This is a genomic window from Streptomyces poonensis (assembly GCF_014650915.1).
In the GTDB taxonomy this organism is placed as follows: Bacteria; Actinomycetota; Actinomycetes; order Streptomycetales; family Streptomycetaceae; genus Streptomyces; species Streptomyces poonensis.
In genome coordinates, this window is the sequence record NZ_BMVW01000002.1 from 677,544 (window position 1) to 698,542 (window position 20,999).

The window sequence follows — 20,999 nt, forward strand, 5'->3', positions numbered from 1 at the left end:
GACGATCGCCTCAGGCTTCTTTCAGTTGACTTCGAGTACGGGGGCCGGGGCGTGGGCGTGGCGCGTACGGCGGTACCGCAGCCCGGACAGCACGTGGGAGAGGAAGAACAGGCTCACCGCGAGGGCCGCGACGGTCGCGCCGGCGGCGGTGCTCAGATGCCAGGACAGCAGCAGGCCACCGAAGGTGGCGGAGGCGCCGAGCAGGGCGGCGAGCGCCATGACCCCGCGCACGCTGCGGGCCCAGGGCAGAGCGGCCGCCGGCGGTGCGATGAGCAGTCCGAGGACGAGCAGCGTTCCCACGATGTGGAAGGAGGCGACGATCGCCAGACCGAGCAGGCCGAGCAGCACGGCGTGGGCCAGGCGCGGCCGCAGCCCCAGGGTATGGGCCTTGCGCGAGTCGAACGCCAGGGCCAGGAAGGCGCGGTGGCCGAGGACCGACACCACCAGTGCCGCGAGCAGCGCCCCCGCGAGCACGAGGAGGTCCTGCTGCCTGACGGCGAGGACGTCACCGAAGAGAAAGCCGGTCAGGTCGACCGCGAAGGACTGCGAGCGCGACACGATGATCACTCCGAGCGAGAGCATGCCGACGAACAGCAGCCCGATGCCGGTGTCCTGGGACAGCCTCGGTGTACGGCCGAGCGCGGTGACGCCGGCCGTCATGACGGCGGCACTGACCACCGCGCCCACCATCAGGTTCCCGCCGAGCAGCGCGGCCAGCGCGACGCCCGGCAGCAACCCGTGGGACATGGCGTCACCGAGGAAGGCCATCCCCCTCAGCACCACCCAGGTGCCCGCCGGCGCGCAGATCGCGGACACGAGTATCCCGGCCCACAGGGCTCGTTGTACGAAGGTCACCTCGAAGGGGGCCGTCAGCCATTCCATGCCGAGGACACTACAATGAAAATCATGTTCAATACACCCCCGCCCTCGCCCACCCCACCCCCGCAGCGGACTGCTCACGTCCGTTTCTCCGGGTTGTGCGCCGGCTATCCAGGCCGTTCCGTCCTTCGTCAAGTGACCGCGGAAATACCCGAGTTGGCCACAACGGTGCTCGTCGGACCGAACGGCAGCGGCAAGTCGACCCTGCTCGGTGTTCTCGCCGGTGTGATCCGTCCGACATCCGGCGATCTCCACCGCGCCGGGGACCGGCCACCCGCGTTCGTACCGCAGCGCGGAGCCGTCGGCGACACCCTGCCGCTCACCGTCCGGCAGACCGTGGAGATGGGGCGCTGGGGCGAACGCGGTCCGTGGCGCCGGCTGACCCGCCGGGACCACGCGACCGTGGACGCGGCGCTCGACCGGCTCGACATCCGGGACCTCGCCTCACGTCAACTGGGCGAACTGTCGGGTGGGCAGCGACAACGCGCGCTCATCGCGCAGGGGTTGGCGCAGGAGTCGGACCTGCTGCTGCTCGACGAGCCGACCACAGGACTGGATCCGGAGGCGAGGGAGCGGATCGGGGCGCTGCTGACGGCACTCGTCGCCGACGGGGTGACGGTCGTCCAGGCCACGCACGACCTGGAGGTCGCGCGCGCGGCGGACGCATGCCTTCTGCTCCAGGACGGCCGCCTCGCCGCACAGGGGCATCCGGACCAAGTCCTCACCACGTCGGCGCCGGCCCGCGTCTGGCAACCACTCTGAGGAGCGGCCCCGACCGCGACCGCCCTGCCGGGAGCGCCGGCCGGTACGGGGCCGAGGTGCTCGCCCGGTGCGGCGTCATCGGACCCGAGCGGACCGCAGGCCCGGCTCCGACCGCCGGAGCTCTCCGGCCTGGGACCCGCACGTGATCGACGCGGATGCCGACTTGTCTCGCGGCGAGCGAGGAGGAGGACGCAGCCCGAGAGTGGACCGGCCGCCGTCGGTGGCGTCGAAGTGACGGCGTCGGTGGGGTGTGCCTCCGATGTCGACGACGACGTCGAAGCCGGCCGGTGCCGTCCTCAGTCCGTCGACCACCTCCGTGGCCTTCTTCCTCAGCTTTCGGTGTGCATGAGGCTCTGGATGCCGAGCGGGTGCGCGGAACCGCGCCCAGGAGTCCTCCCTGTGGTTCTCCACCGCCCGGCCAACAGCGGGATCAGGAGCGTCTCCTGGACTGTACCCAGGCGCACCGCTCGGGGTTCTGTCACGGTTGTCTCCGTCAGTGAGCGGGTTCCGGAGCGGTGTGCGCGTCGACGTCGCCCCCGCGTCGCCGCGCCCGGGCGAGCAGCCCGTGCCGGGGTGCCAGGCACCAGGTCACGGTGAACAGCAGGGTCAGGACGCAGACGATGGAGCCGCCGGCGGCGAGGTCGTAGGCGTACGACACGTACAGCCCGGCCAGTGCGCCCGTGCCGCCGAGCAGGGAGGCCAGCAGGGTCATCGCCCAGAGCCGTTCGGTGAGCATGCGGGCCGCCGCGGCCGGGGTGATGAGCAGGGAGAGGACGAGGATGTTGCCGACCGCCTCCAGGGACATGACGATCGTGGCGGTGACGACGGCGTAGAGGATGAGGTCGAGCCGCATGACGGGGAGTCCGGCCGCCCGGGCCGTCTCGCGGTCGAGGCTGACGGCGACCAGCTCCTTGCTGAGCAGCAGGACGACCGTCACCAGGACCGCGCCGAGGCCCGCCGCTGTCCACACGTCCTCGGGGCCGACCGCGAGCACCTGTCCGAACAGGAACGAGGACAGGTCGGTGGACCAGCTGTCCTGCGTGGACACCAGGACGATGCCGAGGCCGAACGCGCAGGAGAAGAACACGCCGATGACGGTGTCCTCCTTCAGGCGCCGGTTCTGGGAGACGAGCGCGATGAGGAGGGAGGTGGTCAGGCCGGCGAGCGCGCCGCCCAGGAGCAGGTTGCCCTGGAAGGCGTAGGCGAGGGCGACCCCCGGGAACGCCGAGTGGGACACGGCCTCGCCGATGAACGCCATCCCGCGCAGCACGACGTACACGCCGACGACCCCGCACACCAGCCCGGTGATCACGGCGACGGCGAACGCCCGCCGCATGAAGGGCAGCTGCCAGGGGTCCGTGAGGAATTCCAGGAACGTCACGCGGCGGCTCCGATCGCGGTGTCCAGGCCGAAGGCGCGCAGCATCTGCTCCGGATCGGCGAGCAGCCCGGGGCCGCCCTCGGCGACGACCGTGCGGTTGAGCAGCGCCACCCGCGTGCAGGTGCGGGCGGCGGCCGCCAGATCGTGGGTGGTCATCAGCAGCGCCCTGCCCTCGGCGGCAAGGCGGCCGAAGAGGTCGTTCAGCAGTTCCTGGGTGGGCACGTCCACGCCGGTGAACGGCTCGTCCAGGAGCAGCAGCCGGGGGTCACAGGCCAGTGCGCGGGCCACAAGCACCCGCTGCCGCTGCCCGCCCGACAGCTCCCCGATCGGGCGGCGGCGCAGCTCGGCGAGGCCGACCAGCTCCAGTGCCTCGTCGACGGCCGCCCGGTCGGCGGGCCGCGCCCGGCGCAGCCAGCCGATGGAGCGGGTACGGCCGGACAGCACGGCCCCCGCGATGTCGACGGGGAAGTCCCAGGCGAACTCGTGGCGTTGCGGGACGTAACCGATGAGGTGCCGGGCGCGGGCCGGGGGCAGGCCGTCGATCAGCACATCGCCGCCCGCGAGCGGGACCAGGCCGAGCACGGCGCGCAGCAGGGTCGTCTTGCCCGCCCCGTTCGGGCCGAGCAGGCCCAGCAGATCGCCCCGGTGCACGGTCAGCCGCGCGTCCTGGACGGCGGGTCTGCCGCCGAGGAGCACGTGCACGTCACGCGCCCGCAGCAGTGGCTCGGAGGCGTTCACGTGGCGGTCCTCCCGGCGGTGCGGCCGCGGCGCTTGCGGGTGCCGGCGACGAAGGCGGTCCCGAGCGCGGCGAGTACGGCGGCCGTCCCGCCCACCAGTACCGCGTTCCCGGCGCCGGTCGAGGCCATGGAGCCGCCGCCGTCACCGTCGGAGGAGTCTCCGGCGGCCGGGGAGGTGTCGTCGCCGGATGCTCCGGTGCCGGACGAGCCGCCGTTCGCTCCGCCGGCTCCGTCGTCACCCGTTCCGGAGGAGGAGCCGTCGCCGGATCCGTTGCCCGGCTTCACGGCGTTCGGGTCCTCGTCGCCGACCACGAACGCCACGGTCTCGGTGTCGCTGACCGCCGTGCCGTCGGCGAGCTCGCCGCTCATCTTGAACGTGAGCCGGTACGTCCCCTCCTCGGTGAACGCCCAGCCGCCGTGCGCGTGTGTGTTCGCCGGGATGTCGAAGGCGTCCGGGACCCCGTCCTTGCTGTTGAACAGGACGGTCGCGCCCGACATGGCGTCGTAGGTGTAGAGCGCGGCGGTGCCGGGGCCCTCGACTTCGGTGAGGGAGAAGGTGACTCCGCCCTTGGTGGCTCCCGCCTGGATGTTGTCGGTGGACCAGCCGGGCCACAGCAGTCCGTCCTGCTGCACCTGGTCGAGCAGCCACACGGGGTCCCCGGCCTCGCCGAGGAAGGTGAAGTCGTCGCTGTCCGGAAGGGTGTTCCTGGCGGCGGGCTTGACGTGCAGGACCACGGAGGAGGGTTCGCGCCAGGTGGTCTTCCCGGAGACCGTGCCGTCCTTGATGTGGATCTGCATCGTGCGGTCCACGACGCGGGCGGCGATGTCGATGTGGCCCTCGTCGATGACCTTCGGCGTCGACACGACCGTCTCGGCCTTCGCGGCGGCCGGTGCGGAGAGCTTCGCGGCGGCGGGTGCGGAGGACACGGTCGGGGCCGCCGCCCCGGCGACCGGGGCGATGAGCTGCGGCGGCTCGGCCGACGGGTCCGTGCGGGGGACGGCCGCGGGCGGGACCTCGGCAGCGCCGCCCGGCGCTGCGTCGGCCTCACCGGCGGCTTCCTCCCCGACCAGCACCGTGTGGACGGACCCGATGGACAGCTCCCGCCCGTCGAGCGTCCTGGCCTCGGCGGTGAAGACGGCCTGGTAGGTGCCCTCGGCGGTGAACTCCCACCGTGTGGCGCCCTTCTGACCCGCGGGCAGTTCGTAGCCGTCGGGCAGTCCGTCCGCGCTGTCGAAGAGGAGCGAGCTCGTCCCACCGTCGCCGTCCCGCGCGTACACCTTCAGGTCGCCCGGTCCGTCGAGCCCGGTCAGCGACCACCGCACGGTGTCCCGGTCCACGGTGCCCTCGGGCACCCCGGTGGTGTCCCACCCGGTTTCCGCTGCGTCGGCCGGCCCGGTGACCGGGACCTCGATGACGGATGCCGCGGCTCCGTCCTGGTCCACCGGGCCACCCAGGCTCAACGCCCCGTCCGCGTAGGCGATCCGGCCCGGCCCGGAGCGTGCGCCGGTGCCGCCGTCGTCCGCCGCCGCCGCGACGCCGCTGCCCGTGAGCGCGGCCGCGAGCGCCACCGCCGCGGCGACGCGTTCCCTGCGTACGTTCCCCATGGCCCTCATCAGGCTTCCTTCCCCAGGCACGTGGCGAGTTCGGTCGCGTTGTGCCGCATCATCGATACGTAGTCGTGGATCCGGCCGTCGAAGGAATCGCCGTAGATCGTGCAGACCCCGACGCCCTGGTCCTGGGCGACCCGTTTCAGCACGTCGGCGCGGGCGGCGAGGTTGGGTTCCAGGAACACCGAAGGCACCTGCTTCTCCCGGATGGTGGTGCCGAGCTCCTCCACCTCGGCCGCGCTCGGCTCCCGGTTGGGCACCGGCACGACGAAGCCCGCGACCTCCATGCCGTACGCCTCGGCGAGGTACCCGAAGGCGTCGTGCGTGGTGATCAGCTCGCGGTTCTCCTCGGGGACGGCCGCCAGCTCGCGGGCGACCTCCTGATCGAGGGCGTCGAGCGTCTTCAGGTACGCGGCGGCGTTCTTCTCGTACGTCGCCTTCCCGTCCGGATCGGCCTTGACCAGCTCGGCCTCGACGCGGCGGACGTACGCCTGGGCGTTGGCGACGTCCTCCCAGGCGTGCGGGTCCATGTCGCCGTGGACGTGCTTGCCGATGACGGCCTGCGGCAGCACCCACACCTCGTCACCGGGCCGGCCGAGGAACGCGTACGGCTTCTCCTTCGGCACGGCCTCCTTCGCCCGGTCGGGCACGTTGAGGACGACCCGGTCGGCCGGGTGCCGGGTGCGTGCGCCGCTCCTGCCGTCCTCCGCGCGGACATCGACCTTGCCGCTCTCGGCGTTGAGCGTGACATCGGCATGCCCGCCGTCGAGCACGGTCGTCCCGTCGGGGGCGTCGGTTCCGTCGCCGACGGTGAAGGTGAAGGTGCCGCTGCCGAACTCCTCGGCTCTGCCGTCGAGGGTCTCGGTGCGGCCTTCGACGGTCAGCCTGTACGTACCGGGCTTGCTGAAGGCCCAGTTGACGTGCGTGTGCGCCTCGGGCGGGAGGGTGAAGGAGTCCTCGGCGTCGAAGCCGTCGGCGGAGTCGATGTACACGTTCGGCCTGCCGAGCGTGTCGGTGAGGTAGACGCGCAGCTCGCCGGGCCCCTCGAGCTTCGTGGCCGTCGTCCGGACCTGGGACCCCTCGCCTGCCACCTCGCCCTCGACGGCCCAGCCCAGCCAGAGCACGTCGAGACCGAGATCCTCCTCCAGCTTCATGACCGTGCCGCCGTACTGCTCCAGCTTTTCGGCGAGTGCGATCTTGGTAGTGCCCTTGGGCGCGTTGTTGTGGACCATCTTCATGATTCCGGGCTCCTCCAGCAGCAGCCCGTTGCTGAACACCAGGTCGGCCTCGGCGACCCTGGCCGCGTCCTTGGGGCTCGGCTCGTAGGAGTGCGGATCGCCGTTGTGCGGCACGATCGAGGTCACGTCGACGCGCTCGCCGCCCACCTGCTTCACCAGGTCCGCGACGATCGCCGTGGTGGCCGAGACCGTCAACGCGGCGTCGGATGCGCCGGGCCGCGCGCCGCTGCACCCGGCCGCCGCCGTGGCGAGCAGCGCGCAGCCTGCCGCGAGCGCGGCCCTTGCCCTCGTGGTGCCTCTGGGGTGCCCCCGCATGAGGCTCCTCCTTCTCTTGCGCCCCCGGTGGCGGGGGCATGATCAAGCCGCGTACGGCGGACCGGAACGCTGCCGGGCGGGTCCGCCGTACGCGGAGTTCCTATCGAGCGGTACGCCGTCGGCGGACCGCGATCACGGCCGTGCCGCCCGCCAGCAGTGCGGCCGCGGCGGCCCCGGCGAGCACCGCGGCACCCGTACCGGTGGAGGCCAGCCCGCCGGTGGGTGTGCTGCCCGGCACCGAACCACCGCCCGTGTCCGTGCCTCCGGATCCGGATCCCCCAGCCGTGGACACGCCGCCCGAGGCGGAGGAGGCCGGGTCGGCCGTCGGCGACGCGGACGGCAGCCCCGAGGAGGAAGCCGGCGGTGACGGCGGGGCCGAGGCGGACAGGGAAGGCGATCCCGTGGCCGTCGGGGTGGCCGTCGGCTCGTCACCCGCTCCCGGCGTCACCGTGGAGGGGTCCACGTCGTCCCCGACGACCCAGGCGATCGTCTCGGTGTCGCTGACCTCGCGGCCGTCGGCGAGGGTGGCGCTCCACGTCCAGGTGGTGCGGTAGACACCCTCGGCGGTGAAGGCCCAGTAGGTGTGCCGGTGGGTGTCCGCGTTGATCGTCGCGGCGTCGGGCAGGCCGTCATTACTGTTGACCTGGACGTCCGTTCCGCCCAGCGAGCCGTCGCTGAACAGCGCCACGTCTCCGGGTCCCCGCACGGAGTCGAGCCGGTAGGTGAACCGGCCGTCGATCTCGCGCTTGGCCCAGTCCGTGGTCGACCATCCCGGCCAGACGATGTCCGGGTGCTGGCTCAGGGGCAGCCACCACACCTGGTCGCCGGGGGTGCCGAGGAAGTCGTACCCCTGTGGGATCTTCCGCCGCGCGACCGGGGTCACATGGAAGACGACCTCGTCCGGCTCGTACCAGTCGTAGTCCTCGGCACTGCCCTCCCTGACCTGGAACTCCAGGTCGCCGTCCGCCTTGCGGGCGGCCAGGTCGACGTGGCCCCTGGCGATGACATGTGCCGCCGGGGAGGTGGCCGTCGGGCTGGGGCTCGGGGTCATGGTGCCGGTCGGGGTCGGGGCCGCCGTCGGCGTGGAGCCGTCGCCGGGCAGGACGTCGGCCGGGTCGACGTCGTCCCCGACGACGACGGCGAGGGTCTCGGTGTCCGTGGCGGCGCCACGGGTCACGGTGAAGGTGAGGCGGTGGACGCCCTCGGCGGTGAACATCCAGACGGGCAGCTTCCGTTCCTCGTCACCGGAGAGCGTGAAGGAACGCGGGGCCTCGCCGGTGCTCCCGAGGTGGATGTCCGGCGCCTGGTCCGACCAGTCCATCTCCTGGGTGTACGTGAACATGCCGAAGTCACCGGGTCCGTCGTACCCGGACAGCGTCACCTCGGTGTCACCGCCCGCCTCGGTGCCCTTCCAGCCGGGCTCGGGTGCGAAGAGGTCCTCGGACGCCCAGCCGTTGAGCTGCCAGGTGTCCAGGTCGGTGGTGCCGAGCGCGTTGGCGGCCGGGTTCGGCGTGTACTGCAGGGACAGCTGTGGGACGTGCAGGACCACGGTCGACGGCTCGCGCACGACCGGTGCGGCACCGCTCCGGTCGTGGATCTGCAACTGAAGATCTCCGTCGGCCGGTCGGGGCGCGATGTCCAGCTCGCCCTCACCGAGCACGACGGCACCGCCGGCGGCGCGGGCATCCCCGCTGCCGCCGGCGACCAGCCCTGCCGCGCCCACGAAGGCCGCGATCGCCGCGGTCAGCACCGCGGTCGTATATGCGCGTCCGCCGCGCGTCAGGGCCCTCATCACGAGCTGACGACGACGGTGTACGTCTCGGTGGCGGACTTGGTGACGCCGCCGACCGTGCCGGACACCCGGAAGGTCAGCTGGTAGGTGCCGGGCTCCTCGAAGGCCCAGTTGGCGTGGTTGTGGGTGCCGACGCCGAAGGTCTTGGACTTGTAGCTGGTGGTGGCCGTGTTGCTGTCGTACCAGCGAGAACCGGCGCCCGCGTAGACGCTGAAGTCGTCGGTGGAAGAGCCGTTCCTGGTGGCGCCGGTGAGACGGTAGGTCACCGTGTCGTTCGCGAAGACGCCGGTGGTCAGGTGCTCGGTGGAGATCCCCGGGAAGAGCACGCCGGCGGCCTCGGCCTTCAGCTCGTCCTCCGGCAGCAGCCAGATCTGGCTGCCGGTGCCGAGGAAGCCGTAGCCCGGGTTGGAGACCTTGGCGGCGGCCGGCACGGACAGCGTGACGTCCGCGGGTTCGTACTCGGCGCCGGCCTCCTCGTCGTGGACGTGCAGGTGCAGGTCGCTGCCGTCCCACTCGGCGTCGAGGACGTCGACGTGGCCGCTGCCGAGTGTGGCGGCGGCCGCCGGGGTCGCCATGAGGCCGCCGAGCGCGACGGCCGCGGCCACAGAGCCGGAGATGGTCAGAGTGCGGGCAAGGGTACGCAAGGTGATTCCTTCAGGAGATGGGAGTTGTACGGGGACGAACCGGGGGATGGCCGCTCGGATCGGTCCGCTACGAGACGCGGGTCAAGGCACGCATGATGAATCCCCCGGATCGAAGGCGCACTTCGCCTTGAAGATGCACCGACAAGTCACACGGTAATCATTTTCAACTGAGAGGGCAACGGAAAAGCGAGTGACGTGTGTGCACTCCGGGTGCGGCAGGGTCGAGAACCGGCCGACGTCACCCGAACTCGCCTACGCCGAGTCGCGCATGCCCGATGCGGCGGACGGCTCGGTCGAGGAGCGCGGCCACGTGGCCGTCGCGGAGGCGGTGGACGATACGGCGACCCTCGCGCCGCCCGGCGACCAGGCCGAGGGTGCACAGCAGGCGCGACTGGTGTGAGACCAGACCACTCATGCCCACTCGACCAGGTCTTCACAACCACCACCCCCGACGCCCCCCACTCGCAGGCGAACCAGACCGAAACCGCCACCGACCACAGCCGTCGAGCATGGCAATACATGACTGGCGACTCATATGGACATGGAATTCATTTTCATCTAGGTTCGAGAGCGTACCGCTTCGGACGAGCGCCGGTGGGGGTGATCTGCCGTGACCAGCCACACAACCCGGCAGCGGGCTGCGGTCCTCGAGGGACTGGCCGGCTGCAAGGACTTCGTGTCGGCCCAGGAGTTGTACGCCCTGCTGACAGCGAACAGAACCCGGGTCGGACTGACGACGGTCTACCGGACGCTCCGCGACCTCGAAGCCGCCGGCGGTGTCGACGTCGTGCGCGACGACTCCGGCGAACGGCTGTACCGGCAGCGGCCTGACGGCGGCCACCAGCACTACCTGATCTGCCGGTCCTGCGGCCACAGCCGGCCGGTGGACTCCGGCGTCGTCGAGGAGTGGGCCGATCACATCACCGCCGCCACCGGGTTCACCGCAGTCGAGCACACCGTCGAACTCAGCGGTATCTGCACCGGCTGCCAACCCAGCCCGCCGAAAGACCGGTAGAAGGAGGACTGCCACCATGCCACTGGGAATCCGCCCGGCCGGCCGGGACCGAACCCGCAGCTGCGTGAAGTGAAGGAGACCGTCCGCGCGCTGCTCGGCCTCGACGACGACACCGCCGTCATGGTCCGCCGGCTCACCTGCACCGAACCCGGCTGCCCACCCGTCGAGACGGTCGTCGCCGTCCTGCCCATGGACGGCGAACCGCGCCGCTGGACCCTGCACCGCCCGGTCGAGCAGATCACCGAGGACGACCTGCGGGCCGCTCTCCTCAACCCTGAACACCAGAGCCACCAGGAGCCCGAATTGACCACCCCGGCATCCCCGCAACCCCATGACGGACGAGTCCCCGTCACCGTCCTGACCGGCTTCCTCGGCTCGGGGAAGACCACCCTGCTCAACCGCATCCTCACCGAGAACCACGGCATGCGGATGGCCGTCATCGAGAACGAGTTCGGCGAGGTCGGCATCGATGACGCGCTCGTCCTCGACAGCGAGGAAGAGATCTTCGAGATGAACAACGGCTGCATCTGCTGCACCGTGCGCGGGGACCTCATCCGCATCCTGGGCGCGCTGATGCGCCGGCGGAGGAAGTTCGACCACATCCTCATCGAGACCACCGGCCTGGCCGACCCGGCACCGGTCGCGCAGACCTTCTTCATGGACGACGAGATCGCCTCCCAGCTGCGCCTGGACGCCATCGTCACCCTTGTCGACGCGGCACACGTGATGCAGCACCTCGACGAGGAGAAGCCCGAGGGCGTGGAGAACGAGGCCGTCGAGCAGATCGCCTTCGCCGACCGCGTGGTGCTCAACAAGACCGACCTCGCCGACGAGAGCACCCTCACCGAGGTCGAGGCGCGCATCCGGTCGATCAACGCACCGGTGCAGATCCTGCGCGCCCGGCACGCCGACATCGACCTCCGGCAGGTCCTGGATGTCGGCGCGTTCGACCTCCAGCGGGTGCTCGCCGACGATCCGTCGTTCCTGACCGAGACCGAACACCAGCACGACACCACCGTCACCTCGGTCGGCATCGAGCTGGAGGGCGAGCTGGACGAGACCCGGCTGAACACGTGGCTCGGCAGCCTGCTGCGCACCAAGGGGGTCGACATCTTCCGCTCCAAGGGCATCCTCGCCCTGGCCGGGGAGCCGAAGCAGTATGTGTTCCAGGGCGTCCACATGCTGCTCGACGGCACCCTGGGGCGTGAGTGGCGCGAGGGCGAACCACGCGGCAACAAGCTGGTGTTCATCGGCCGTGACCTCGACCGCGACGCGCTGGTGAGCGGTTTCTCCGGCTGCCTGGCCGTGGCGGGAGCGGCCGCGTGAGCCTCACCGTCGATGCCGGCCTGTCCATGGCCTGGGACGTCACCGTGGACGACGCGCCGGTCGCGCTGAGCGCGCGTGGCGACCTGGTGGCCGTAGCCGGTGCCGAGGGCACGGTGAAGGTCCTGGACGCGGCCACGGGCGCCGGGATCGGTGCCCTCGATCTGCCCGGCGGTGCCCTGAACACGGCGCTCGCCCCGCACGCCCGTCACCTGACGGTGACGGGGCCGACCGGGTACGCGCTGTGGCGGCGCTCGGACGGGCACGTGACCGTACGCGAGTCCGGAGCCTGGTCGGCCACCGCGGTCTGGGCCCACGACGCCCGCGTCGCGGTCGCCTGCGGGCGCCGGGCACTGGTGCTCGACCCGGACGGCGAGGAGCTGTGGCGTACGGGAGCCGCGGCGTCCACCGTCACCGATCTGGCCTGGCTGCGGCAGGGGCGACGGCTGGCCGTGGCGGCGTACGGCGCCGTGCGCGGCCACGAGCGGCACGCCGAGGAACCCGTGGCGACGTACCCCTACATCGGCTCGCACCTCGCCCTCGCCGTCGCCCCCACCGGCAAGTGGATCTGCAGCGGCAACCAGGACGCCTCCATCCACATCTGGCGTATCCGCGACGGCAGCGAACTGACCATGTCCGGCTACCAGGAGAAGGTCTCCCGCCTCGCCTTCGACGACACCGGGTTCTGGCTCGCCGCCGACGGCGCCCCGGACGTGACGGTATGGGACTTCTCCGGCAAGGGCCCGGCCGGCACCGCGCCGCGCTCCCTGCGCCGCCACGAGACGATCACCGCCCTCGCCTGGCGCCCCGGCCCCGCCGGGCACCTGGCCAGTGGCGGCCACGACGGCACCATCGCGCTGTGGTACGCCACCGCCGGGCAGCCTCAGTCGCTGCTCAGGCCCGCGCGGGAGCTGGACGGGGACGGCTTGGCGGTCGCCGCGCTGGCCTGGGCGGGACCGCACCTGCTGATTGCCGCCTGGCGCGACGGCCGGGTCCGGGCGTACGGCGTACCGTCGCGGACCGTGCTGTGAACCGCGTCGCGGTCCGGGCGGCGGCCCGTCCCTGCACGCTGGTCGTCTGCCGGGGCTGCTGCTGCGGCAACCCGCGCAAGCATCCCGGCACCGACCATGCCTGGCAACTGGACCGGCTGCGTGCGGGTGCCGACGGCTCCGGCGGCCGGTTCGCCGTCCGTACGACCGACTGCCTCGGGCCGTGCGACCAGGCCAACGTCATCGTCGTCCAGCCCTCCACCGCCGGCCGGCGAGCCGGAGGCCGCGCCGTGTGGATCGGCTTCGCCATGGACGACGACTGCACCGACGAACTGCTGGACTGGGCCGCCGCCGGCGGGCCCGGCATCGCCGAGCCGCCCGCGGCGCTGGCGCTGCAGTTCGTGCGCCCGCCCCGCGAGACCCGGGCTCGTGTACGCCGGTGAGACACCGGGCAGCCGTGACCTCATTCCGGCCGCCCGCCTCGACGACGTCACGGCGGCCTCCGTCGCCACCACCCTGCAGGCCCTGACCACCCCGTCCCGGCTGCTGATCCTCAGCACCCTGCGCCAGGCACCGCACACCGTCGGCCGGCTCGCCGCCGCCGTCGGCCTGGAACAGTCCACCGTCTCCCACCAACTACGCCTGCTGCGCACACTCGGCCTGGTCACCAGGCAGCGCGACGGCCGCCACATCGTCTACCGCCTCTACGACGACCACGTCGCCCAGCTCCTCGACCAAGCCTGCCACCACATCGAACACCTGCGCCTCTCGTTGCGCGACCTCGGCTGAGCCGGAATCCCAGCCGACATCGGCCCGGATGAAGTCGGAGCGGCCGCTGATCCAGCACATAGGTGATGGCCGCGAACAGCGTCTCATCAGGCGTGTCCTGCGTTCCGCCGCCCTGCGGCCGCGCCTTCGACGGCGGGATCAACGACTTCACGAGATCCCTCACAACCAACCCGTCCGGAGCGATCCAACTCCACGTACCCCCGTCCCGTTGTCTCACCCCGGAACCTGGGATCAATGCGTCTTCATGAGGCTGCGCCAGGAGATGGCGTGCTCGCCCGTGAGGCTACGGGCCATCAGGTCGGTCAAGGCGAGGTGGATCATGGCTTCGGAGCGGGCGGGCGGGGACTCGTAGTCGCGGGCCGGACGGCATAGGAACATCAGCCACCCGTGGTTCCGCTCCACTTCGCGTGACCTCTCGGCCATCACCTCGGCCACCGTCTCGCGCGTGATCACCAGCCGGGACAGCCGTCTCCCGCGCAGCCCGGAGCCGCTCGGTCAACTCCGCCAAGTCGGCTTCCAAGGCCTCCGCCCGCCGGCCCGTCCTCCGCGGCCCCGTCCCCGGCCTGGTTCCCTGCACCTCCTGGGACGACGAACTCGCCCAGCTCGCCGCCACGCTGACAGCCTGGCGCGAGGAGATCACAACGGGCAACGGCGAGGTGCACGTCGGCACCCATGCACCGCTTCAAGGGCCTCGAATACCAGAAGCTGGCCATCGTCGGCGCCCGCGACGGAGTCATCCCCCGCACCGCGGTCATAGAGCGCTACCGCACCACCGATCCCCAGCGCTGCGCCCGCGAGGAACTCAAGGCACGCTCGCTGCTCTGCTGGCCGCGACCCGTGCCCGCGACGCGCCGCGCATCAGCCGGCACGACAAGCCGAGCCCGTACTTGCCGGCTTGAGCTGCTACGCCTGCCAAGTGGGTCAGCGCTCGGGGACGTTCCGTACGTACGACGCTGACCCGCTTGCTTCGGGAAACCGAGGGTGGGTTGCGAGCACGCACCAGGCCACGCTTTCGGACAGCGATGACACCGGGTCATCGGCGGCTGCCGCCTGCATTCTGGGGCACCACCGAGTGTTCAAGGAGGCCAGCAGCTGGTCGAGGTCGGTGTCGTGGAAGCGGCGCACGGTCTCGCGGTCGAGGTTCAGACGCAATGCCGTTGCTGGGTGGCCATCCACTGCCAGATGTGTGTTCCGTTGATGCTGGGGTCGTTGCGGGCGGCATATATCCACGACCAGTGGCCGTCGAACTGGTAGCCGTTCCATACGACGTGGTCGTAGAGCGTCATCAGCGAGCCGGAGATGACCTCGTGCGCGTGGGCGGTATTGGCCTGGGGATCCACAGTGGTGTCGTCGCGGGAGGCGACGAGCCAAGTGGGAGTGCTGATCTGTGCCAGCTCGCTGTCGGGGATCAGGGGTGCATTCCCGGCCGGGAAGGACGTGACAACGCCGCAGATCGGCACGGAGGCAGCGAACAGGGTGGGATAGACGGTGGTCATCTTCATGCTCATGTAGCCGCCGTTGCTGCAGCCGGCGACGTAGATCCGGTCGTGGTCGACGCGGTTCCTCCGCGTGACGTCGTCGATGATCTCGTGGATGAGGGGGGCGAAGCGGGGGCCGTCCTCCATCCAGTACGAGGTGCTTTGCGGAGCGAGGACATAGGCGCCGTTGAAGATGCGCTGTGCCTGGGGGGTGGCGAAGCCCAGGGCGCCGCGGTTGGCTCGTAGCGTGGTCTCGTTGTCGTAGTAGTTGTCGGGCAGGGAGGCGCCCTCACCGCCGCCGTGCAGCCAGACGACCAGCGGGTGCCTGCCCCGTCGGGAGGAGTGGGAGCCGGTGGGTGAGTACAGCCGGTACTTCATTCCCGAGCCGGAGATGTGGGAGCTGAACGCGTCCACCTCGGGGTCTGACAGCCGAGGGTCCTGCACGAAGTTCTGGATGACGATCGATCGGTGATTGCGCAGGGTGATCGGGGCGTGCTGAGTGAGGGTGTAGGTGAGGTCGAGCATCACGTTGCGGCCCTTGCCCGCGACGTAGCCGAGCGTGCTGCCCCCGGTCTGGCCCTCGGCATGGCTCAGTTCGAGCACGATGTTGTCGCGGTGGTCGAGCCGGACAGCGGTCACTGTGCGGTCGACGTCGTACTCGCCGAGGATGACGTCGTCGGCGGCGATGGGGATCGGGCTGGTGGCTCGGGCGTGCACGCTGAAGGTGCCGGTGGTCAGGCTGGCCGGGTCGATCGGACCGAGCCGGGCGGTCTTGAGGGTGATCGAGGTGACCTGTTCGCCGCCGTCGAGCACCTGGGCGTTCAGGGTGAATCTCACGCTGGTGGTCGCACGGTCGTCGGCATACGCGGCGACGCCGGGCAGGGACAGACCGGCGGCGGCGCCCGCGCCGGCGGCCAGAATGGTGCGACGGCTGATCGATGTTGCCATGCGGACTCCTTATGTGGTGCGAAGGCTTCATCGCGGCCTGGGCCCCGAGCCCGGCGGTGAGGCTGCCGAGGAGTTGACCGCGGCTTACCACGTGCAGGATCAGGATGGTCGGTGTCATGAGCAGGACAGAGTCGGGCGCCACCCGGCACGTTACCGGCGTCGCCTCGTAGCGGACAGGGGTCCGCCTGGTCCTGGACCGACTCGTCGGCGGCGTCAAGGCCACCCTGGAAGTCCTCACCCGCATGGAACGCTCACCATGACCCGCACACGTCCCGAAGCACCGGCGGCTCTGCCGCCCGGCCCCGGCGGTACCCCAGCGACACCACGGACGCCGAGTGGGGGATCACGGAACCTTTGCTGCCTCCGCCGGCCTGCACTCAGCCCACCGGCGGGCGCCCGGAGAAACACCCGCGGCGCAACGTGGTCGATGCCATCCGCTACGTCAACGACAACGGCTGCAACTGGCGCTCCGTGCCGGTCGCCTTCGGTCCCCTGGTGCACGGTGTTCGGGTTCTTCCAGCGCCGGCGGGCCAGCGGTGTCCTGGCCCGCATCCACGCCGAGCTGCACGAGCGGGTCCGTCTGCACGACTTGGATCAACCCTCGCACCGTCGCGGTGATCCTGGACTCCCAGTCCGTCGAGGCAGCCGAGACGGCGAGACGGTGGGCCTGGCCATGTTCTCGTTGACGGTCTCCTCCACGCTCCCCGTCGGCCGGAGCTCGCGGTAAAGGCGGCGGAACTCCGGCAGCAGCTCCGGGTGGTGCGCGGACACATAGTCCGTGACCGCGTCGAAGGGCTCAGGTCCCGCGTAACCGTTGTCCTCACCCATGAACTGCACCGGGCGGTCGGGGTGGCGAACGTTGTGGGCGCGCATCCACCTCAGCAGATCGAGATACTCGCGGGTGTTCCATATCCGGTAGGAGCTCTGGAACTCCTCCCGCATGAGCTCCCCCGGGTCGCCCTTCCCGTACAACACGTACTCGTTGAGGACCAGGCCTGTGGACCAGGGCGCCTCCAGCGCGAAGGTGGTGAAGCCTTGCTCCTCGACGAGGTACCGGAAAACGCGGTGCTTCATCGTGAAGAACTGCCGAGAGCTGTGCGTAACCTCACCCAGGCCGACGATCTTCGCCCGAGCCGATCATGCGGCCGAGCGGGCGCAGATCGCTGCCGGGGACGCCGGCCGGGCGGCGACCGTCAGCGTGGCGACCCCGAGCGTCAGCGCCAGCAGGAGCAGCAGTAACCGATGCAATCGATGTCATCTGTGGGATACAGGCATGGACCAAGGCTGCCGATGGGTGGCAGGTCCGGGGCAGCCTGCCACCTTCAGTCTTCCTCCTGGGGACAACCACAGGTCCGCTGTAGAGCAAATGCCACTCCAAGACCTGCCGCCCGCCTGCGGCGCCTCCCATGACTCGACCATCGCTGAGAAGCTGTCCTACCGTTCTGACACGGCCCCAGGCCGGTCATTCGTAGGAGGATCGAAGGGGCCTGGGCGTCCGGGGTGGGCTGAGACGCTGTCGCTGTTCGATGGCTCTTGTTCACTCGGCCGCCCCGGGCTGGTCGTGTCCCACGACGTGGTGCAGGTCGGGATGGTCTTGGTGCAGCCCCTGGCACGGGGCGAGCCATCCTGTGACGGTCATCGAGACCCGGCCAAGGCTCTCGACCAAAGGACGCACACGACGGCTCTGGACCAGTCTGCCCTGCTGGAGTTGCTCGAAGCGCTGAAGGCCGCCGATGCCGGCGACGTGGTCCGCCAGGCCCTGTGCAGGCGGTGCTGCAGGCGCTGATCGAGGCGGAGGTCACCGCGGTCATCGGCGCCGCCCCGCACCAGCGCACGAGCGAGCGCATCCCTGGGGGGTCTCCACCGCGGGCCTGCGCGAGCAGCTGTGCCACGCCGATGTCGGAACCATCGAGCGGCGACAAGCTCGCTGCCATACCCGGAGTCCCCGGACCTGCCGATCCTACGAATGACCGACGCCGGCCCGTGTTGAGAACGGTAGGACAAGCTGAGCCGGAGTGAGTCAGCAGCCGGCCGGCGGGGGAACCCGTCCCGCAGGCAGGACCTGCCCTACAGGTGCGGGTAGTCGGTGTAGCCGTGGTGGTCACCGCCGTAGAAGGTGGCGGGGTCCGGTGTGTTGTACGGACCCTGGGCGGCCAGACGAGCGGGCAGGTCGGGGTTGGCGAGGAACAGCGCCCCGAAGGCGATCATGTCCGCGGTGCCGTCCTGGATCAGGGCGAGCGCGTCCGGGCCGGTGGGCTCCGGGTGGGTGAGCGGGTTGAGGATGAACATCGAGGGCCAGGTCTTGCGCAGGCGAGTGGTCAGTGCCCGGTCGGCTCCTTCGATCATGTGCAGGTAGGCGAGGTTCAGCTCGCCGAGCCCGGTGACCAGGGTGGTGTAGGTGTGCTCCAGATCCGCCGCGTCCTTCTCGGCGATGTCGTTGTAGGGGTTTCCCGGCGAGATGCGGAAGCCGGTGCGGTGGCCGCCGATCGCTCCCGCGACGGCGGCGGCCACCTCCAGACCGAAGCGGACCCGGCCGGCGACATCACCACCCCAGCCATCGGTGCGCCGGTTGGTGTTGGGCGCGAGGAACTGGTGGATCAGGTAGCCGTTCGCGCCGTGGATCTCCACCCCGTCGAAGCCTGCGGCGATCGCGTTGCGTGCCGCGTCGGTGAAGTCGGCGACGGTGCGGGCGATGGCATCGGCGTCCAGTTCCTGCGGGGTGACGAAATCCATCGGCCCCTGGTGGGTGAACACCTGGCCCCTCGCGGCGACAGACGACGGTGCGACGGGGCTCAGACCGAGAGGAAGCAGGCTGGGATGGCTGATGCGGCCGGTGTGCATCAGCTGCGCGAAGATCACTCCGTCTTCGCGGTGAACGGCATCGGTGACCTTGCGCCAGGCGGCCACCTGCTCCGGCGAATGCAGGCCCGGCGTGTCGGGGTACCCCTGGCCGACCGGCGAGGGCTGTATCCCTTCGGTGACGATGAGGCCGGCGCTCGCGCGCTGGCTGTAGTAGGTCGCCATCAGATCGGTCGCGGTGGCTCCCGGCCCGTAGGCCCGGCTGCGGGTCATCGGGGCCATCACGATGCGGTTGGCCAGCGACTGGCCGGCCACATCGATCGGGGCGAACGCGTTCGTCATGGGGATCTCCCTGCTGTCAACAAAGGATGGAGGAGAAGAAGAGCCGGCTGCGGCGCGGCTGCGCTGCGGGCAGTTCCGGTACGCCGGCCGGAACGGCGGGTCTGCGCCCGTGTGGCGCCGGCGGGCCTACGGTGCGCCGGCGTGCGTACACGTGCGTTCCTCGACCGCCGCGGTGACGCGCCACTCATACGCGGCGTTGAGGCGTCCGTGGAGGTTTCTTGTGGCCCCGGGCGGCGAGGGCTGCCCTTGGGGTGCCCTCGCTCTGCGCGGGGTGGGGGGCGGTGTGCCGGGCGAGTGGGCCGTCCGGCCGTGCCTGATTACCCGACAGGTGCCTGCCGGCTGTGGTCCCTGACCGACTTCTCGATGGTGTGCGCACACGTGGTGAACGTCTCGACCTGGTCAGGGGTCAGATCGCGCACGGAGATCTGTTCCAGGGTGCGCCACATGTCGGCGATGGGCTCCTGCAGGGCACGGCCGGTATCGGTGAGGCTGACCACCATGACCCGCCGGTCGTGGGGAGCGGGCTCCCGGGTGACCAGTCCGGCCTCCTGCATGCGGCGCAGCGACTTGGAGACGGTGGAGTGGTCGAGGCCGACGCGCTCCAGCAGTTCTGACTGTGTCTGGCCGTCGCGGTCGAAGAGCTGCATCAGCAGCAGCTCCTGTCCCGGGTGCAGGTCCAGGGCGCGCAGCATGGCGGCGGCGTGGCCGCGGTGGGCACGGGCGAGCTGGAAGATGGCGTAGCTCAATCGCCCGTCGCGCGCCGCGTTCGGCAGCTCCGATGAGGTGGTGTCGGACATTGCTGCTCCTGATCACAAGAGTGGGGGTGGTCGGTCAGTCGACGGTGAGGACAATCTTGCCGCGGTTGTGGCCGGCGTCGCTGGCCTGCTGTGCCTTGGCGGCTTCTGCCAGCGGGTAGGTGGCGCTGATCGTGGTCACCAGTGTGCCGTCGGCGGCCTGCTGGGCCAGTTCGGCCAGCCGCGCGGCGGAGCGGCGCTGCGGGCCCTCGGCGAAGACGATGCCGAGTTCGCGGGCACGGAAGTCGGCGGTGGTGACGATCCGGCCGGTGCCGCCGCGCAGGGTGATGGAGTCCTCCAGTGCGCCCTTGCCCGCGGCGTCGAAGACGGCGTCCACCCCTTCGGGGGCGAGCTCGCGGACCCGCTGGACCAGGTTGTCCCCGTAGACCAGCGCGGTCGCGCCGAGCGAGGTGACGTACTCCTGGTTGGCCGGCCCGGCGGTGCCGATGACGCGGGCGCCGCGGGCGACGGCGAGCTGGACGGCGATGGTGCCGAGCGCGCCGGACGCCCCGTGGATCAGCAGCGTCTCACCCGGGGTGATGCCGAGCAGGTCCAGCACGCGTTCGGCACCGTCGCTCGCCACGGGCAGGGCGGCGGCGTGTGTCCAGTCCAGGCCGGCCGGCTTGGGCGCGAGGACGGCCGCGAACGCCAGGGCGTACTGGGCGTAGGAGCCGGTGTCGGACCAGCCCAGGACCTCGTCCCCCACCTTCAGGTGGTCGACGTCCTCGCCGACGGCGTCGACCACACCGGCGATCTCCCCGCCGGGCACGGCGGGCAGCGTGGTGGGGAAGATGGCCTCCATGACACCGGAGCGGATCTTGCCGTCCACCGGGTTCACGCCGACAGCCTGTACACGCACACGGACCTGGCCGGGGCCGGGCTGAGGAATGTCGATCTCCGCCTCGTGCAGAACCTCGGTGCCGCCGAACGCGTCGAAAACGATGGCCTTCATGACTGGGGTCTCCTCAAGTGGGATGCCGCGCCGACCACTTTCTGTGGCCAGCCACATAAAAGTAACACCGATTGTGTGGCTAGCCAAGTAATTGCTTCGAGGGGGATCCCGGAGGCGATCCGCCTGTCGGCGAAACGGGCCCGGCGGCCAACCTGACCCACAAGCGGGTCCCGGCCGACCAGCAGTCCACCGCCCGGAAGAACCTCGTCCCGGAC

At 70.8% G+C, this 20,999-nt stretch carries 19 protein-coding genes and 3 pseudogenes; 9 read left to right on the top strand and 13 right to left on the bottom strand.

Annotated elements, in window-relative coordinates; all coding sequences use genetic code 11:
* Nucleotides 1-21: 21 nt before the first annotated feature.
* Nucleotides 22-882 (bottom strand): zinc ABC transporter permease AztB, encoded by an 861-nt coding sequence (aztB, locus tag IE242_RS09875; RefSeq protein ID WP_189857404.1) that lies wholly within the window; start codon nt 880-882, stop codon nt 22-24.
* 15 nt (nt 883-897) lie between these two features.
* On the opposite strand from aztB, the gene aztA reads away from it, so the two are divergent.
* The gene (gene aztA, locus IE242_RS09880) at nt 898-1,641 is read left to right on the top strand and encodes a zinc ABC transporter ATP-binding protein AztA (protein ID WP_189857406.1); all 744 of its coding nucleotides are present in this window, start codon (nt 898-900) and stop codon (nt 1,639-1,641) included.
* A 493-nt stretch (nt 1,642-2,134) separates the two neighbouring features.
* Here the strand turns inward: aztA and IE242_RS09885 are convergent, their stop codons facing one another.
* From IE242_RS09885 to IE242_RS09910, 6 genes are all read right to left on the bottom strand, one after another.
* Nucleotides 2,135-3,022, bottom strand: a complete 888-nt coding sequence (locus tag IE242_RS09885; RefSeq protein WP_189857408.1) for an anchored repeat-type ABC transporter permease subunit — start codon at nt 3,020-3,022, stop codon at nt 2,135-2,137.
* Complete coding sequence (locus tag IE242_RS09890) at nt 3,019-3,759, bottom strand: anchored repeat-type ABC transporter ATP-binding subunit (protein WP_229858591.1); 741 nt, start codon at nt 3,757-3,759, stop codon at nt 3,019-3,021. The genes IE242_RS09885 and IE242_RS09890 overlap by 4 nt, the downstream gene beginning before the upstream one ends.
* Nucleotides 3,756-5,372 carry a TIGR03773 family transporter-associated surface protein gene (locus IE242_RS09895; protein ID WP_189857410.1) on the bottom strand — a complete coding sequence of 539 codons (1,617 nt, stop codon included), beginning with the start codon at nt 5,370-5,372 and terminating at the stop codon, nt 3,756-3,758. The genes IE242_RS09890 and IE242_RS09895 overlap by 4 nt, the downstream gene beginning before the upstream one ends.
* Entirely contained in the window at nt 5,372-6,919 is a 1,548-nt protein-coding gene (locus tag IE242_RS09900) for an anchored repeat ABC transporter, substrate-binding protein (protein ID WP_189857412.1), read from the bottom strand. Before IE242_RS09900 ends, IE242_RS09895 begins: the two co-directional genes overlap by 1 nt.
* 100 nt (nt 6,920-7,019) lie before the next feature.
* Complete coding sequence (locus tag IE242_RS09905; protein ID WP_189857415.1) at nt 7,020-8,711, bottom strand: choice-of-anchor M domain-containing protein; 1,692 nt, start codon at nt 8,709-8,711, stop codon at nt 7,020-7,022.
* Nucleotides 8,711-9,355: a choice-of-anchor M domain-containing protein gene (locus IE242_RS09910; RefSeq protein WP_189857417.1), complete on the bottom strand. Its 645-nt coding sequence runs from the start codon at nt 9,353-9,355 to the stop codon at nt 8,711-8,713. The genes IE242_RS09905 and IE242_RS09910 overlap by 1 nt, the downstream gene beginning before the upstream one ends.
* 190 nt (nt 9,356-9,545) lie before the next feature.
* On the opposite strand from IE242_RS09910, the gene IE242_RS38765 reads away from it, so the two are divergent.
* From IE242_RS38765 to IE242_RS37555, 6 genes are all read left to right on the top strand, one after another.
* On the top strand, nt 9,546-9,755 hold the full coding sequence (locus tag IE242_RS38765) for a hypothetical protein (protein ID WP_189857419.1): 210 nt from the start codon (nt 9,546-9,548) through the stop codon (nt 9,753-9,755).
* Between the two features lie 210 nt (nt 9,756-9,965).
* Nucleotides 9,966-10,370, top strand: coding sequence for a Fur family transcriptional regulator (locus IE242_RS09920; protein ID WP_189857421.1), 405 nt, complete (start codon nt 9,966-9,968; stop codon nt 10,368-10,370).
* 69 nt (nt 10,371-10,439) lie between these two features.
* A complete protein-coding gene (locus tag IE242_RS09925) occupies nt 10,440-11,696 on the top strand; it encodes a CobW family GTP-binding protein (RefSeq protein ID WP_229858593.1) in 1,257 nt (418 codons plus the stop codon).
* Nucleotides 11,693-12,724: a WD40 repeat domain-containing protein gene (locus IE242_RS09930; protein WP_229858596.1), complete on the top strand. Its 1,032-nt coding sequence runs from the start codon at nt 11,693-11,695 to the stop codon at nt 12,722-12,724. Before IE242_RS09925 ends, IE242_RS09930 begins: the two co-directional genes overlap by 4 nt.
* A complete protein-coding gene (locus tag IE242_RS37550; RefSeq protein WP_229858599.1) occupies nt 12,721-13,125 on the top strand; it encodes a (2Fe-2S) ferredoxin domain-containing protein in 405 nt (134 codons plus the stop codon). The genes IE242_RS09930 and IE242_RS37550 overlap by 4 nt, the downstream gene beginning before the upstream one ends.
* Entirely contained in the window at nt 13,112-13,471 is a 360-nt protein-coding gene (locus IE242_RS37555) for an ArsR/SmtB family transcription factor (protein WP_229858602.1), read from the top strand. The genes IE242_RS37550 and IE242_RS37555 overlap by 14 nt, the downstream gene beginning before the upstream one ends.
* Before the next feature lie 231 nt (nt 13,472-13,702).
* Here the strand turns inward: IE242_RS37555 and IE242_RS09940 are convergent, their stop codons facing one another.
* On the bottom strand, nt 13,703-13,924 hold the full coding sequence (locus IE242_RS09940) for a hypothetical protein (protein WP_373299488.1): 222 nt from the start codon (nt 13,922-13,924) through the stop codon (nt 13,703-13,705).
* 80 nt (nt 13,925-14,004) lie between these two features.
* Between IE242_RS09940 and IE242_RS39135 the strand changes: the two are divergent.
* A pseudogene (locus IE242_RS39135) lies at nt 14,005-14,370 on the top strand (3'-5' exonuclease); the annotation flags it as partial.
* Between the two features lie 243 nt (nt 14,371-14,613).
* On the opposite strand, the gene IE242_RS09945 reads toward IE242_RS39135, so the two are convergent.
* On the bottom strand, nt 14,614-15,897 hold the full coding sequence (locus IE242_RS09945; RefSeq protein ID WP_189857425.1) for a prolyl oligopeptidase family serine peptidase: 1,284 nt from the start codon (nt 15,895-15,897) through the stop codon (nt 14,614-14,616).
* A 342-nt stretch (nt 15,898-16,239) separates the two neighbouring features.
* On the opposite strand from IE242_RS09945, the pseudogene IE242_RS09950 reads away from it, so the two are divergent.
* Nucleotides 16,240-16,550, top strand: a pseudogene (locus tag IE242_RS09950) (transposase); the annotation flags it as partial.
* A 79-nt stretch (nt 16,551-16,629) separates the two neighbouring features.
* Here IE242_RS09950 and IE242_RS39140 read toward each other — a convergent pair.
* The 4 genes and pseudogenes from IE242_RS39140 to IE242_RS09970 form a co-directional block, all read right to left on the bottom strand.
* Nucleotides 16,630-16,971, bottom strand: a pseudogene (locus tag IE242_RS39140) (erythromycin esterase family protein); the annotation flags it as partial.
* A gap of 993 nt (nt 16,972-17,964) precedes the next feature.
* Entirely contained in the window at nt 17,965-19,038 is a 1,074-nt protein-coding gene (locus IE242_RS09960; protein WP_189857431.1) for an alkene reductase, read from the bottom strand.
* 317 nt (nt 19,039-19,355) lie between these two features.
* Nucleotides 19,356-19,835, bottom strand: a complete 480-nt coding sequence (locus IE242_RS09965) for a MarR family winged helix-turn-helix transcriptional regulator (protein ID WP_189857433.1) — start codon at nt 19,833-19,835, stop codon at nt 19,356-19,358.
* Between the two features lie 34 nt (nt 19,836-19,869).
* Complete coding sequence (locus IE242_RS09970; protein ID WP_189857435.1) at nt 19,870-20,784, bottom strand: NADP-dependent oxidoreductase; 915 nt, start codon at nt 20,782-20,784, stop codon at nt 19,870-19,872.
* Between the last annotated feature and the right edge of the window lie 215 nt (nt 20,785-20,999).

Bases quoted from the DNA above. Each gene is read 5' to 3' on its own strand.
- IE242_RS09905 (WP_189857415.1), bottom strand. From the start codon at position 8,711: ATGAGGGCCCTGACGCGCGGCGGACGCGCATATACGACCGCGGTGCTG.
- IE242_RS09895 (WP_189857410.1), bottom strand. From the start codon at position 5,372: ATGAGGGCCATGGGGAACGTACGCAGGGAACGCGTCGCCGCGGCGGTG.
- aztB (WP_189857404.1), bottom strand. From the start codon at position 882: ATGGAATGGCTGACGGCCCCCTTCGAGGTGACCTTCGTACAACGAGCC.
- IE242_RS09970 (WP_189857435.1), bottom strand. From the start codon at position 20,784: ATGAAGGCCATCGTTTTCGACGCGTTCGGCGGCACCGAGGTTCTGCAC.
- IE242_RS09900 (WP_189857412.1), bottom strand. From the start codon at position 6,919: ATGCGGGGGCACCCCAGAGGCACCACGAGGGCAAGGGCCGCGCTCGCG.
- IE242_RS09965 (WP_189857433.1), bottom strand. From the start codon at position 19,835: ATGTCCGACACCACCTCATCGGAGCTGCCGAACGCGGCGCGCGACGGG.
- aztA (WP_189857406.1), top strand. From the start codon at position 898: ATGAAAATCATGTTCAATACACCCCCGCCCTCGCCCACCCCACCCCCG.
- IE242_RS09960 (WP_189857431.1), bottom strand. From the start codon at position 19,038: ATGACGAACGCGTTCGCCCCGATCGATGTGGCCGGCCAGTCGCTGGCC.
- IE242_RS09945 (WP_189857425.1), bottom strand. From the start codon at position 15,897: ATGGCAACATCGATCAGCCGTCGCACCATTCTGGCCGCCGGCGCGGGC.